This window comes from Pseudomonas antarctica, from assembly GCF_001647715.1.
GTDB classification, from domain to species: Bacteria; Pseudomonadota; Gammaproteobacteria; order Pseudomonadales; family Pseudomonadaceae; genus Aquipseudomonas; species Aquipseudomonas antarctica_A.
Genome location: NZ_CP015600.1, coordinates 3,176,996 through 3,189,303 on the forward strand (window position 1 = coordinate 3,176,996; position 12,308 = coordinate 3,189,303).

14 protein-coding genes and 1 pseudogene are annotated in these 12,308 nt (G+C 56.5%); 4 read left to right on the forward strand and 11 right to left on the reverse strand.

Annotation, left to right across the window (positions count from 1 at the left end; translation table 11 throughout):
- From tssE to A7J50_RS14345, 6 genes are all read right to left on the reverse strand, one after another.
- The gene (tssE, locus tag A7J50_RS14320) at positions 1 to 420 is read right to left on the reverse strand and encodes a type VI secretion system baseplate subunit TssE (RefSeq protein ID WP_064452396.1); all 420 of its coding nucleotides are present in this window, start codon (positions 418 to 420) and stop codon (positions 1 to 3) included.
- An 82-nt stretch (positions 421 to 502) separates the two neighbouring features.
- Entirely contained in the window at positions 503 to 1,990 is a 1,488-nt protein-coding gene (gene tssC, locus A7J50_RS14325) for a type VI secretion system contractile sheath large subunit (RefSeq protein ID WP_064452397.1), read from the reverse strand.
- Positions 1,991 to 1,994: 4 nt separating this feature from the next.
- Positions 1,995 to 2,492 carry a type VI secretion system contractile sheath small subunit gene (gene tssB, locus A7J50_RS14330; RefSeq protein ID WP_064452398.1) on the reverse strand — a complete coding sequence of 166 codons (498 nt, stop codon included), beginning with the start codon at positions 2,490 to 2,492 and terminating at the stop codon, positions 1,995 to 1,997.
- Positions 2,493 to 2,545: 53 nt separating this feature from the next.
- Positions 2,546 to 4,060, reverse strand: coding sequence for a type VI secretion system protein TssA (gene tssA, locus A7J50_RS14335; protein ID WP_064452399.1), 1,515 nt, complete (start codon positions 4,058 to 4,060; stop codon positions 2,546 to 2,548).
- Positions 4,061 to 4,301: 241 nt separating this feature from the next.
- On the reverse strand, positions 4,302 to 4,655 hold the full coding sequence (locus tag A7J50_RS14340) for a putative quinol monooxygenase (protein ID WP_064454935.1): 354 nt from the start codon (positions 4,653 to 4,655) through the stop codon (positions 4,302 to 4,304).
- Positions 4,656 to 4,741: 86 nt separating this feature from the next.
- Entirely contained in the window at positions 4,742 to 4,939 is a 198-nt protein-coding gene (locus tag A7J50_RS14345) for a tautomerase family protein (RefSeq protein WP_064454936.1), read from the reverse strand.
- 147 nt (positions 4,940 to 5,086) lie between these two features.
- Between A7J50_RS14345 and A7J50_RS14350 the strand changes: the two genes are divergently transcribed.
- Positions 5,087 to 5,989, forward strand: coding sequence for a LysR family transcriptional regulator (locus tag A7J50_RS14350; RefSeq protein WP_064452400.1), 903 nt, complete (start codon positions 5,087 to 5,089; stop codon positions 5,987 to 5,989).
- A 280-nt stretch (positions 5,990 to 6,269) separates the two neighbouring features.
- On the opposite strand, the gene A7J50_RS14355 is transcribed toward A7J50_RS14350, so the two are convergent.
- From A7J50_RS14355 to A7J50_RS14365, 3 genes are all read right to left on the reverse strand, one after another.
- Complete coding sequence (locus A7J50_RS14355; RefSeq protein ID WP_064452401.1) at positions 6,270 to 6,551, reverse strand: pentapeptide MXKDX repeat protein; 282 nt, start codon at positions 6,549 to 6,551, stop codon at positions 6,270 to 6,272.
- 70 nt (positions 6,552 to 6,621) lie between these two features.
- On the reverse strand, positions 6,622 to 7,407 hold the full coding sequence (locus tag A7J50_RS14360; protein WP_064452402.1) for a molybdopterin-dependent oxidoreductase: 786 nt from the start codon (positions 7,405 to 7,407) through the stop codon (positions 6,622 to 6,624).
- Complete coding sequence (locus A7J50_RS14365; RefSeq protein WP_064452403.1) at positions 7,404 to 8,042, reverse strand: cytochrome b/b6 domain-containing protein; 639 nt, start codon at positions 8,040 to 8,042, stop codon at positions 7,404 to 7,406. Before A7J50_RS14365 ends, A7J50_RS14360 begins: the two co-directional genes overlap by 4 nt.
- 202 nt (positions 8,043 to 8,244) lie before the next feature.
- Here A7J50_RS14365 and A7J50_RS14370 point away from each other — a divergent pair, with 202 nt between their 5' ends.
- Complete coding sequence (locus A7J50_RS14370) at positions 8,245 to 9,117, forward strand: patatin-like phospholipase family protein (protein WP_064452404.1); 873 nt, start codon at positions 8,245 to 8,247, stop codon at positions 9,115 to 9,117.
- A gap of 124 nt (positions 9,118 to 9,241) precedes the next feature.
- On the opposite strand, the gene A7J50_RS14375 is transcribed toward A7J50_RS14370, so the two are convergent.
- Together A7J50_RS14375 and A7J50_RS14380 are read right to left on the reverse strand one after the other, a co-directional pair.
- On the reverse strand, positions 9,242 to 9,604 hold the full coding sequence (locus A7J50_RS14375; RefSeq protein WP_064452405.1) for a response regulator: 363 nt from the start codon (positions 9,602 to 9,604) through the stop codon (positions 9,242 to 9,244).
- A 44-nt stretch (positions 9,605 to 9,648) separates the two neighbouring features.
- On the reverse strand, positions 9,649 to 11,070 hold the full coding sequence (locus A7J50_RS14380) for an ATPase domain-containing protein (protein ID WP_167353730.1): 1,422 nt from the start codon (positions 11,068 to 11,070) through the stop codon (positions 9,649 to 9,651).
- Between the two features lie 253 nt (positions 11,071 to 11,323).
- Here A7J50_RS14380 and A7J50_RS32275 point away from each other — a divergent pair.
- Positions 11,324 to 11,461: pseudogene (locus tag A7J50_RS32275) on the forward strand (inorganic diphosphatase); the annotation flags it as partial.
- Positions 11,462 to 11,733: 272 nt separating this feature from the next.
- Positions 11,734 to 12,297 (forward strand): carboxymuconolactone decarboxylase family protein, encoded by a 564-nt coding sequence (locus tag A7J50_RS14385; RefSeq protein WP_064454937.1) that lies wholly within the window; start codon positions 11,734 to 11,736, stop codon positions 12,295 to 12,297.
- Positions 12,298 to 12,308: the final 11 nt, after the last annotated feature.

The following is a 12,308-nucleotide window of genomic DNA, read 5'->3' on the forward strand; positions in this document are numbered from 1 at the left end:
CTAGCGCATCGACAGCGAGACGCGCCCGTCGCAGGAGACGAGGGTCGACAAGTGGATGGGGATGTCGCGGTCATTGATCGCGACCAATCCGTCGAGCATGAAGCGCAACGACAACACCTCGCAACCGTGTTCGGCCAGGGTGATGCAGGGTGATTTCAGACGCGGTTCGTAACGCGCAACCATGCGTGTCATGTGGTCGATGATTTGCGCCGTTTCTCCGGTGGCGAAACTGCCGGCCAGGTTGGTGAAGTCGGGCACCCCGAAATCCGGGTCTATCGGCACGCTGCCTTGGCGAGTGTTAAGGATCCGGCTCAGATGCTCCATCAGTGAGTCCAGCAGCACTTGCGCCTGGGTCAGGTGGGAGCGTTCGCTGCCCAGTTGCAGGGCGCCAATGCGTTCCAGCAGGCGTTTTTCTTTCATCACCGATCCCTCAATCACTCATGATTCAACGGTTGCGGCCATCGGCAGGGCGGATGACCGCAGAGTGAGCAGCGCGCAGCTTTCAGCTCTTGTCCAGCTTGCCGACCAGCGACAAGGTGAACGAAGCCCCCATGTACTTGAAATGCGGCCGGACCTTGAGGCTCACGCGGTACCAGCCTGGGTCACCTTCGACGTCGTTTACGGAAATGTCGGCCTGGCGCAATGGCCGACGGCTGCGCACGCCCACAGCAGGGTTGTCCATGTCGGCGACGTATTGACGGATCCAGCCATTGAGCTCCGACTCCAGGTCGCCGCGCTCTTTCCAGGTGCCGATGTTTTCGCGCTGGATGACCTTGATGTAGTGAGCCAGGCGACTGACCACGAAGATGTAGGGCAACTGGGTGCCGAGCTTGTAGTTCAACTCCGCTTCCTTGCCTTCTTTGTCATTGCCAAAGTACTTGGGTTTCTGACAAGAGTTGGCGGAGAAGAACGCGGCGTTGTCGGTGTTCTTGCGCATGGTCAGGGCAATAAAACCCTGCTCGGCCAGCTCGAATTCCCGCCGCTCGGAGATCAGCACGTCAGTCGGGATTTTGGTCTGCACCTCACCCATGGCTTCGTAGTTGTAAATCGGCAGGTCGCTGACGGTACCGCCACCTTGCGGGCCGATGACGTTGGCACACCAACGGTACTGGGCGAAGCTGTCGGACAATCGGCTGGCAAAGGCGAAGGCGGCATTGCCCCACAGGAAATCGTGATTGCTGGAGGTCACGCTTTCGTTGTAACGGAATTTTCTGACCGGCACCGTTTCTTCCCCGTAGGGCGTGCGCAGCAGGAAGTGCGGCAACGTCAGCCCCACAAAACGTGAGTCTTCACTCTCGCGAAACGCATTCCACTTGATGAACTGCGGGCCTTCGAATACGGCTTGCAGGTCTTTCAGGTTGGGCAACTGGGAAAAGCTCTCGACACCAAAGAACTGCGGGCCTGCCGCCGCGATGAAGGGTGTGTGCGACATCGTCGATACGGACGCGATGGACTGCAGCAGCTTGATGTCCTGTGAGCCAGGGTTGAACTCGTAATTGCCGATGATGGCGCCGAACGGCTGGCCGCCGAATTGTCCGAACTCTGCGCTGTAAACGGCCTTGTACAGACCCGAGCGCGTGATCTCCGGGGCGTCTTCAAAGTCGTCCAGCAGCTTTTGCTTGGACACACTGAGAATTTCCAGGCGGTTGTTTTCACGAAAATCGGTACGGTCGACCAAAAATTTCAACGAGCGCCATGACGCCTCGAGCGCCTGGAAACGCTCATGATGCAAAATAGCGTCGACTTGACGGCAGAGCTTGGCGTCCAACGCTGCAATCATGTCGTCGATCAGGTTGGCGCTGACTTTTTCGACCGCGCGGCTGGGTTCCAGCAACTGTGCGACAAAGGCCTCCAGACCTTGGCGCGTCACCGCGTAGGCCTCGTCGCCAGGCTTTATTCGCGCGGTATGGATCAATTGATCCAGCAGCGAACCCTCCTGTTGCGTCGCAGACGGTTGCGTGGCCGGGTTTTGCGTTGCTTCTTGGGTCATGGCTTTACTCCTTTTCCTCAACGCCCAACTCACCGAGCAAGCGGGCACGCGCACCGTCGTCTTCGATCAATGCCTGTAATTCCTTGCGAAAATCGGGCACGTTACCCAGTGGGCCTTTCAACGCTTTGAGTGCATCACGCAGGGCGATCAACTGGCCGAGTTCCGGTACCTGCTCAACCAGGGCGTCCGGTTCAAAGTCACGAATCGATTCGAACTTCAGATTCACCGCCAGACGCTCGTCTGGCGTTGCGTCATCCGAGAGGCGGTTGGCGATGGATAGTTGCAGGCTCAGGTTCTGGCCTTTGAGCACGTCGGTGAAGTTGTCCTTGTCGACGCGAATCGGCTTGAGTTCTTCGACAGGTGTCTGGTCTTCACGCAGGGTGAAGTCACCGATCACCAATTGCTTGAGCGGCAGCTCGACCTGTTCCTGGGCATCGCCCGTCGCAGGTTTGTAGACAATATTGACGCGCTCTTTAGGCGCGACGGAACCGTCACTTGCCATGGTGTTTCTCCTCAGTGAGCGACTCGCAGAGGCAGTCGCGTCGTGTCAGGGGTTCAGTCAGTTGCGGTACAGGCGCTGCGCTTGCGCCAGAACCCGTTAAGGTCCAGGCGTGACAATCGCCGTGACCATTCAGACGAGTTGCTGTGCTCAAGCATCATTTCAAGCAGCGGCTTGACCAACTCGGGCTCCCATTGCTCCAGATTGAGCTCGTCGGCCCGGGCCAGCAGGCCTTCCAGCGCGATACGCAGATCAGGGTGGGGGTCGAACCGATAAACCAGCACGCATTGCGAGGCACTCAGCCTGAAACGGTCGCGCGCGCTGGCGGTATGAGCGATGCAGCGCTGCAGTTCGGCTAACCCATCATTCAGCCGACCTTCATTGGCCATACGCCGAGCGTCTTCCACGCAGGTCTCGATAGCGTCCTTGGGGGCGACTACGGGCGTCGTCGGCGCCAGGCTTTCCAGCCACGCTCGGGTGGCGCCATCGGCAAAAGGCATGCCGTCGGCGAAGGTCAGATCGATAACGCCAGGCAGGCGGCTTACCAACCCTTGCACCTCGTGCGCTATGGCCTGGGCAGCAGCGCTAGCACCCGCCTGTAAAAGGGCGATGTGGCTGATGCGATTAAGGTCGAGCCAAAAGGGGTAGCTGCTCAGCCGACCTTCGCAGAAACGCGCGATATCCAGCGGCTCGGCGACTTCCTGCAAACGCAGGAGACTCTCTCGCAGAGTAAGGGGCGGAGAGGGCAGGCGAGTGTTTCGACCCTGGCTGGGAGGAAGCGCTTCGAGCGTGATCCACAGTGCCTGGCGATTCAGCCGATAGGTCAAGGGCAGAGCAGGGCGCTGATCCAGGCAGTAGGCGTGCACCGGACGCAGCGACTCGAACACCTTTTCTACGTTGCTGACGATGGCCTCATCGCCGTCCAATAAGGTCACTGGCGGGCTGATGACCATGGGCAGGGCGCCGGTCGCGACGTCAGCGGGCGTGGATTGCGCGGCTGGCGACGTCGTGCCCTGTGACGGCTCTTGGGTTTTGCTACGGGTCAGTTGCTCCAGGCGCCGACGAACTCTGGCAAAGCTCGGGGCCTGGTCATCCTGCGTGCGCCAGAACGCATCAATGGCCTCCCAGTCGCTGATCAAACGCTCAGCCGCCAGGGGGTCCAACGGTTCAAAAGGCTCTGCCAGCGTCTTGTCCAGCCACTCGATCAGCCATTGCGCTTGATTGCGCCGAGCCCGCAAGCGCGAGACGGGTGGCGTCAGGGTGTGCCAATAGAGGTCCAACATCTCTCTGAGCAGATGAACCCCGGCGCTTAGCCCAGCCATTGCGCGCAGGCGAGTCCAAGCACACAGCAGCCAAATGGCGACACTGAGGTCTTTACCTTCGGATTTGAGAATGCCTTCGCAGAGTGTCGACAGGCGCTGCCAATCCACGGCGTCGACCGCATGGATATTATTGAGCTTGTCGATCTCTGCCTGAGCCGCAGCAAACGCATCACCCTCGCGAGGGTTGTGACCTGCCGGGTATTGTTCGTTGATGGGATAAGCCCCCAACTGATCCTGGTCACCATGCATAGTTCGTTTGCCTTCTACTGCCTGCTTAAAGGAGTCGTGCGAAGGCCCGAGGCAGTAAACGAAGGGCCCGGGGCTTGACGACTAAGCAGTACCGTAGGGGATGGGGGCGATTCATCCCATCAGGTCAACACCTGAAAGCGCGGGCGCAGATGCGGGACTTAATAACGTCGGCGATAACGGACATAGTGATCTCTGTGCAGGATGTGGAGTGCGCAGGAAACGGTGCTGGCTTTGAGCGAACTCAGCGGCTGAAGCCATCGAACGGGGTCATGTATACGGCCCCGAATGGGTCCAGGCGTTTGCGAATTTCTGCATCGGGGGTGCCGTATACCACCAGGCTGGTGATGGTGCACAGCGCCAGGAAACGCTGGCCGAAAGGGGCGAAAGTGCTGTCTACGTGGCTCACCACGGCATCGGCGTTATACCGCTCAAGAATGTGCACGGTGCTCAGCTCTTCGTTGACGCTGTATTCGTAAACCCGTGTGCCCGGTTCGGCACGGGTGGCGGCAACGATTGTGGCGATCAAGGCCTTGAATTCAGCGAACTGCGCGGGTTTTACCGCGAGAGAAAACAGGCAGGAAATAATGGGGTGCATCGTGGTTGTCTCCGGCAGAGGCATTACAAACGCCTGCACCGCCATGTCGCTGGCCTAGCCGATTCATGCGGTGCGGGCAGGGAGTATCAGGTGTTTTCGGGCGCTTCCCCGAACAGCTTGCCGGCGCCCGCCCAATCCGAGGCGGCGACGTCTTCGAAAATGACGTAGATGTAATTGGCATCGGTACCGGTGTGTTTGACGATGCTTTGAGTGATATCGGCTGCAACAGCGGCTTTTTGCGCGTGTTCCTTACCTTCGAACCAGCTCACACGTACGACGGGCATGATGTGTTCCTTCAGGACATTGATCGGGGAGGGTGCGCGGTGCACCGTTGTCTGACTGGAATCCATCGTACTGTTGAACATGCTGGTGATAAATGGCCTCCAGCTATAATCTGGGTAGACTAAAACTCTACAATTGGCGAGCCGAGCATGGTACCTATCGATTCCTTTCAGGGCGTCATCACCTTTGTCGTCGCGGCCCGCTCCTCCAGCTTTACCCAGGCAGCCGAGCGCTTGGGGCTGTCAAAGTCCGCCGTGGGCAAAGCCATCGCGCGCCTTGAAGAACGCTTGGGGACGCAGCTGTTTCATCGCACGACGCGACGGATTTCCCTGACTGCGGATGGCGAGGCCTATTTTTTGGCTTGCTCTACGGCGCTGGAGGAAATCGGCACAGCTGAAAGTGGGCTGGCTTCGGGAGGTGGAGAGCCAACCGGGCGTTTGCGCGTTGATGTGCCGGTGGCGTTCGGACGTCGGGTCGTCGCACCTTTGTTGTTCGAGATCGCCAACAAATACCCTGAACTGCACCTGAGCCTGACCTTCTCCGACCACTTGGTGGACCCGTTCGAAGAAGGTATTGATCTGCTCGTACGTTTTGGCGAATTGCAGGACACCAGTGGCCTCGTGGCGCGACGACTGACTCGTCAGCGCTGGGCCATCTGTGCAGCCCCTGATTACCTGGCACGTTTGGGCATCCCGCAAACCCTGGAAGAGCTGAGCCAGCATCGCTGCATTGTCGGCCATCGCCGTGGCCAGCCGCTCGCATGGCGCGTGATGCAAGCGGGGCAGACCGTACGCTACGCACCGCCCTCAAGCCATCAGATTGGCGACGGCGAAGCCATGATTCTTGCGGCCGTAGCAGGCACCGGCTTATGCCAGATGCCGCGCAGCCTGTTCCAGGGCGATATCGAAGCGGGCAGGCTGGTTGAGGTGTTACATGCTTATGAACCTGAAGCGGTTGATGTGCACGCGGTATGGCCGAAGGTTTCGCACTTGCGACCCAAAGTGCGGTATGTGGTCGATGAGCTGGTCAAACTGTGTGCGCATTGGCAGTAATGGACGTGCACATGCTTAAGCACTGAACAAATCAAACCGCAAGAGGCCGTCAACCTCATTGAAGGGCTGGAGAACAGGCGTTCGTACGCGCTTGTGCCTGGTGTTCCTTTGCAAAATGCTTGGCATCAGGCACCCAACGTTTGGAACTGGAAACACCTGATCAATGAGAGGAGAACCTTTCAGATTGCAGGTTGATGCCATCGCACCTGTGAGCGCTATCGAGAAAACCCGCCGAGGCGGGTTTTCCAGACGCAGTACAATTTTCCTGTAATGCACCGCTTTACTGAGACATGTCATTCTTTTTCATGTCGTCTTTTTTCATGCCGTCATTGGACATGGAATCTTTCTTCATCGTGTCTTTGCCCATGGTGTCTTTTTTCATCGTGTCCTTACCCATGGTGTCTTTGTGCATTTCGTCCTTTTTCATCGTGTCCTTTTTCATCGTATCGTGGGACATCGTGTCTTTCTTCATCGTGTCATTGCTCATCGTATCGTCGGCGTGTACAACCGCGACGCCCACTGCCAGGCACATACCCAGGATTGCAGTCGTTAACCTTTTCATCGTGAAGCTCCTTGAGACTCAGGTTGCGAAAAAGCGCAGCCCGGGCTGCGCAATGGGGTTGCCATGGGCGTCAGCTACCACCGAACCAGTTGTAGCCCTGGTCTTCCCAGTAACCACCCGGATAGGTATTGGTGACGAAAATCGCTTGAATGTGTTTTGGGTTCTTGTAGCCAAGCTTGGTAGGCATGCGCAGCTTCATTGGGAAGCCATATTCACGCGGCAATACGGCACCGTCGTAGGTCAGCGTCAGCAGCGTTTGAGCATGTAGCGCCGTGGCCATGTCGATACTGGTGTAGTAATCGTCGGCACATTTGAAGCCGACATACTTTGCGTCGGTGTCGGCCCCGACGCGTTTTAGGAAATCACTGAAGCGCACACCGCCCCAGCGCCCGATGGCGCTCCAGCCCTCGACACAGATGTGCCGGGTGATCTGATCGCTCTGTGCCATGGCACGCAGTTCCTCAAGCTTCCAGCTGCGCTTGTCGGCGACCATGCCGGTTACTTCCAATCGGTAGGTGTCCTCATCGACGGCAGGCGCTTCGTCGATGCCGTAGAAGGCATTGAAGGGAAATGGCCGCGTAATCATCGACTCTGCGTAGGTAGGGGCCATGGCGTTCGGGTTGAACAGCCAGCCCTGCACCCTGTCATTGAAGCGCGACATGGAGGACAGCGCGGTTTCAACGTGATCGTTATCGGAAATGTTGCAGCCGGACAGCATCGCCACGCCGCCCAAGGTCAAGCTACGCAGCAGGAAGGCGCGCCTTGAGCGATCTTCGACCTGGAGCGAAATAATTTTCCGTGCATCCTTCAAAATGGACGACTCATCCAGCGCTGGGCGTTGCTCACGCTTGCTCATACGCGCTCCTTATGGCCAACAATCATGGCCAATAACGTCTTTGGAACGAGTGCGACCATCACCAAATGCACGGCGATGAATGCCACCAACAAAGACATCGCAATGAAGTGCACATGCCGCGCGCTGTCGTAGCCACCCAGCAGTTCACGTAGTAGCGGGAACTGGACTGATTTCCACAGAACCAACCCGGAAACCACTAGAGCAATAATGTCGAGCATCACAAACAGATACGCCACACGCTGCACGTGGTTGTAATGGCTTATATCGTTATGCCCCAACCGCCCATGGAGTGCAGACCACAGGTCATTAAAAAAACCTTTGGGTGATACAGGAAAAAAACGTCGCGACAGACGGCCGCTAAAAAGATTGAAAAGTAGGTAGAAAAGGCTGACGACGACCAACATCCACATTGCTGCGAAATGCCATTGCAACGCGCCCCCGAGCCAGCCACCCAAGGTGATCGACGTGGGGAAATTAAAATCGTAAAGGGGAGAGGCGTTGTAGATACGCCAGCCGCTGGTGACCATCACCAACACCGCCAAAGCGTTCAGCCAATGGGCCAATCTCAACCAGGCTGGATGACTGCTTTGTGGGGCCACAGGAGCAGCACGGGTTGTTTCAGGTGCGGCTTGCATTGGAGGAGACTCCAAACAGGAATAACGTCATAACCATTTGATCGAGTGTAGACGCTAACTCAAAACACGATGCTCCTTTGAGGTGGGCGAAGCGTTCCGTACGTCCCATATGCCTATGAGGCAGGTAGTCTCCATCCGAGCCAATGTCGCCAGTCAGCTAGGCTTGTAACGTCAGGAGGGCGTTATCAGAGAGGGTACGTCTATGCCAACTGTAAAAACTGCTCTTGTACTTGCTGGTGGTGGGAGCCTTGGCGCGGTTCAGGTCGGAATGTTACAGGCGCTCGTTGAGGCTGAGGTTTCATTCGACCTGGTGGTTGGCGCTTCGGTCGGAGCCATCAATGGTGCCTACTTCGCGGCCAGACCGAATGCTAAAGGCGTGAGCGAGCTTGCGGATTTCTGGCGCAGCTTACGTAAGTCGGATGTGTTTCCGTTCTCGGCACTCGACACCTTCAAGGGTATTCTGAATCGTCGCGGTCACCTGCTGAGTGCTTCGGCGCTGCATCGTTTAGTGCGCAGATCTCTCCCGGTCGAATTAATCGAAGAGACTGAACTACCCCTGCATATTGTCACCACCAATCTGCTCAGCGGCGCCGAAGAACTTCTGTCCAGTGGTAATGCTGAACAGGCCTTGCTCGCCAGTGCTGCGATTCCGTTAGTGTTTCCCAATGTCCGGGTGGGAGAAAAGTTCTTGGTCGATGGCGGTGTCACCAGTAACACGCCGATTTCCAGTGCGGTGACATTGGGGGCAACGCGAGTTGTAGTTCTGCCCACCGGGTTCGGTTGTGCTTGCCTGTGCCCACCGAGCGGGCTCGTTGCGTTAGCCTTGCACACGCTTAACTTGATGAGTATGCGTCAACTGGTACGCGACATCGAATTGTACAAGGCGCATGCAGCTATCCATGTAGTGCCGCCGCTGTGCCCACTGGATGCGTCAGTGTTCGATTTCAACCAGACAGATCAACTGCTGCAACGTGCGTATCAGTCAACCCAAGCCTGGATAGAAGAGGGCGGATTGATGCGCGACGGGGTACCCGATTCGTTACTCGCCCATACTCATCATGTTGGTGAGCGCTGACTTTAGCCACGCAGGCGGTTGCGGAGTTGCACACGAAGGACTACACGCTGCATCGTTGTGTTGAGCGCAAATGAGAGCCCTTTGAGTGACATGGCGGGCTCTCATGGCGTTGAACGGTTGCGCGCTATCCTGAAGCCAAGAGTTTTTTAACTTCGGCAATGATCAAATCGATATTGAATGGCTTTGCCAATACAGCATCGAACAAATCTGATCTCTGCATACCGATATGTGCCTGAGCACCGCTCATCAAGATGATCGGCAAATCATTCGCGCAAGGAAGGGCTCGGACGGCGGTGGCGAATTCCAGGCCGTCCATGACCGGCATCATGAAGTCGGTAATGATCAGGGCAGGCCGTTCTCTGTCCAGCACCTCGAGTCCTTTTCGACCATTGCTGGCCGTCACCACCATGAACCCCTCATCCTCCAGCGCGAAGCTGAGAATGTCAGCGATCAAATACTCGTCGTCGACGACCAGGATGGTGGTCATGTTAATTCAACCCACTTAAAAGCTTAAGAAATTGAACCGGGAGATCACTCAGTGGGGACTGGTGGTTCATGCCTTGAAGCCTTTTTCAGGAAAACGTCTTGATCTTGGATGACGACCTCAAATCGCGAGGGGTCATAAGCGCTATCTCGTACTTTAAGAATAGATAGCGTCCTGCTTAGTTCAGAGTGATTCTCAGAAAATCGCATCAGCATCAGGTTGTCGACGATGCTGGACAGGTCAGAGCTTGGTGCGCTGACCTCGGAGCCAAATAAATCGCGCATTTCCCAGGATGCAAACACTGTAACGCCCCGGGATCGCAGCTCGTTCATCAATGCACTGAAGAAGTCATTGATCCGCGCCGGATTTGTCGAGACTCTTGTCATACCGCCAAGGCTATCGATGAACAGGCGCTTGATGCCCTTTGCTTCAACGATACTCAGCAGGCGTGCGCCCAGTCCATCCAGCAGGCCTTCCGTAGTAGGCTGCCAGGCAATGGTCAGCGCGCCGCTGTCTTCCATACCTTTGATATCGATACCCAGTGATTGGCCTTTGAGTCGCAACCGTTGCGGGCTCTCGTAGAAGCCAAAATGCAGCCCCGGAGTTTCCACCGTCGACTCGGCCAGGAATTTGAGACCCAGCGTGGTTTTACCTATCCCGGAGGGGCCCATGACCAGAGACACACTGGAACTGTAAAGGCCTCCGCCCAGTATGCTGTCCAGTGATCCAATACCACTGGCAATACGCGTCATGTCGGCGCTGTCGGGGGCGGACGGGTGGCTGTAAAGGCTTTCGAGACGCGGGTAAACCACCAATCCATTGTCCGTGATTTCACACTCATGCAGACCGGTCATTGCTCCGCTGCCACGGGTTTTACGCAGTTGTATACGACGTGCTGAGCGCGTTCCATATAGCTCTTCGCCCATCTCGATTACGCCATCAACCATGGTGTGCTCAGGGCTGCCGTCGTCGAGCCGGGAGCTGGTGAGAAACAGCACCGTGCAACCCGCGAAAGCGGCATGCCCCTGCAATTCGGAGATGAACTTCTTTGTGTCGATCGGCGAGTCGGCTTTTGAGCGCGCATTGAGCAGACCGTCGACTACCATCACCGTGGCTTTTTGACGGCTTATTTCGCGCCGAAGCAGCTTTACTACTTCATCCAGACCTTCGTTTTCCAGAGTGTCAAACGCGCTGACAAATTGAATGTCGGCGCCGACTTTGGACGCGTCGAAAAAGCTCAGGGTAGAAAGAAATTGAAAAAGACGGTCATGTGACTCGGCCAATAGCGTGGCGACCAGAACCCGACCTCCATTGTTCGCATGATGGAACCCAAGCTGGTTGGCGAGGATCGTTTTGCCAGACCCTGGGCGCCCTTGGATTATGTATGAAGCGCCTGCGACCAGCCCTCCCTTGAGCAGAGCGTCGAGCCCTTCTATTCCACTTTGGAGGCGTATTAGCTTTTCCACGATGCGACCCTGATCTGAAAAACAGGCTGTTTAAGCCGAGTGGGCGGAATGCTAACGCTATTTTCGCTCTGGGGCCATTCACGCCTAAAGCATGGTTGGCTACGTGCGTTGTCCGTCGCATTCCAAGGCCGCCTTTTACTCGGCCTTATTCCCTCTAACGTCCAACTTCCCAGCAAATGACCCTCTCGCCTTGCAGTGATTCAATTTCACTCCATGAATTCTTGACCGTTATCGAGATTCCTGAAAACCACTCGCCCCAGATACGTTGAGCGATGACGTTGATCCTTTGGGCGTCTTGGTGATTTGCCTTAATCCGGTATCGCCAGGTGTTGTTATCCGCAGTCGCCCGGTAGGTGTGATGAGCAGGACGGACGAAGCGGGTGCGGATGCCAAATAAAACGTCAACACTCATCCGATTTTGTTGTACGTGGATAAATGTCGCGTATAAGTTTTGTGTTGCCTTTTAAGGCGTGTTCAGGCGCAAAACGCTCCGGTGATGGATGTGCAGGTACTTGGCTAAATCGGATCGATGACTGAAACGGATCATAGGATCGCAACGGCCGACGGTTTTATCCGAGCAGCACATTGAGTCCCGTCATGGGAAGAATCGCTGCAACTATCCTCTTGGAGCGTGGCTCCGAGGTGGGCCTTAAAGGAAAATTAGCTATGACCCTACAATCGCGCCTCAGCCCACTTTCTGAAGAACAGATGGATGAATCACAGAGAGCTGTCCTCAGCGAGATTATCAGTGGCCCACGAGGTAACCTTGACGGCCCGTTTTTAGCCTGGATTCACAGTCCCGAGCTTGCCAACCATGCGCAAAAGTTGGGTGCGTTTTGCCGATACGGTACGCGCGTGGAGCTTCGATTGACCGAGCTGGCAATTCTTGTCACTGCCGCCTGGTGGCAGTCCCAGGCCGAGTGGCAAATTCACGAGCCCATTGCCCGCAGCGCGGGTGTGTCAGACAGCATCATCGAGTCGCTCAAGCAGCAGGTTTTGCCCGAGTTTCAGCAGGATGACGAACGTATTGTTTATCGTCTGGGGAGGGCGCTCTATGAGCATCGTCGGGTTGATGATGCTCTGTACACCGACGCCGTCAGTACGCTTGGCGAGCCTGCTGTGGTTGAGTTGATAGGTGTCTACGGGTACTACGCGTTTGTGGCGATGACACTCAATGTTTTTGCCGTGCGACGCGATGGAGATGCACCACTGCCATTCCCTGAACCCTAGGGCTTGCTGAG

Excerpts from the sequence above, each read along its gene's own strand:
- tssA (WP_064452399.1), bottom strand. The coding sequence starts at position 4,060 with ATGCATGGTGACCAGGATCAGTTGGGGGCTTATCCCATCAACGAACAA.
- A7J50_RS14345 (WP_064454936.1), bottom strand. The coding sequence starts at position 4,939 with ATGCCCGTCGTACGTGTGAGCTGGTTCGAAGGTAAGGAACACGCGCAA.
- A7J50_RS14370 (WP_064452404.1), top strand. The coding sequence starts at position 8,245 with ATGCCAACTGTAAAAACTGCTCTTGTACTTGCTGGTGGTGGGAGCCTT.
- A7J50_RS14350 (WP_064452400.1), top strand. The coding sequence starts at position 5,087 with ATGGTACCTATCGATTCCTTTCAGGGCGTCATCACCTTTGTCGTCGCG.
- tssB (WP_064452398.1), bottom strand. The coding sequence starts at position 2,492 with ATGGCAAGTGACGGTTCCGTCGCGCCTAAAGAGCGCGTCAATATTGTC.
- A7J50_RS14365 (WP_064452403.1), bottom strand. The coding sequence starts at position 8,042 with ATGCAAGCCGCACCTGAAACAACCCGTGCTGCTCCTGTGGCCCCACAA.
- A7J50_RS14360 (WP_064452402.1), bottom strand. The coding sequence starts at position 7,407 with ATGAGCAAGCGTGAGCAACGCCCAGCGCTGGATGAGTCGTCCATTTTG.
- tssE (WP_064452396.1), bottom strand. The coding sequence starts at position 420 with ATGAAAGAAAAACGCCTGCTGGAACGCATTGGCGCCCTGCAACTGGGC.
- A7J50_RS14385 (WP_064454937.1), top strand. The coding sequence starts at position 11,734 with ATGACCCTACAATCGCGCCTCAGCCCACTTTCTGAAGAACAGATGGAT.
- A7J50_RS14375 (WP_064452405.1), bottom strand. The coding sequence starts at position 9,604 with ATGACCACCATCCTGGTCGTCGACGACGAGTATTTGATCGCTGACATT.
- A7J50_RS14340 (WP_064454935.1), bottom strand. The coding sequence starts at position 4,655 with ATGCACCCCATTATTTCCTGCCTGTTTTCTCTCGCGGTAAAACCCGCG.
- A7J50_RS14355 (WP_064452401.1), bottom strand. The coding sequence starts at position 6,551 with ATGAAAAGGTTAACGACTGCAATCCTGGGTATGTGCCTGGCAGTGGGC.
- tssC (WP_064452397.1), bottom strand. The coding sequence starts at position 1,990 with ATGACCCAAGAAGCAACGCAAAACCCGGCCACGCAACCGTCTGCGACG.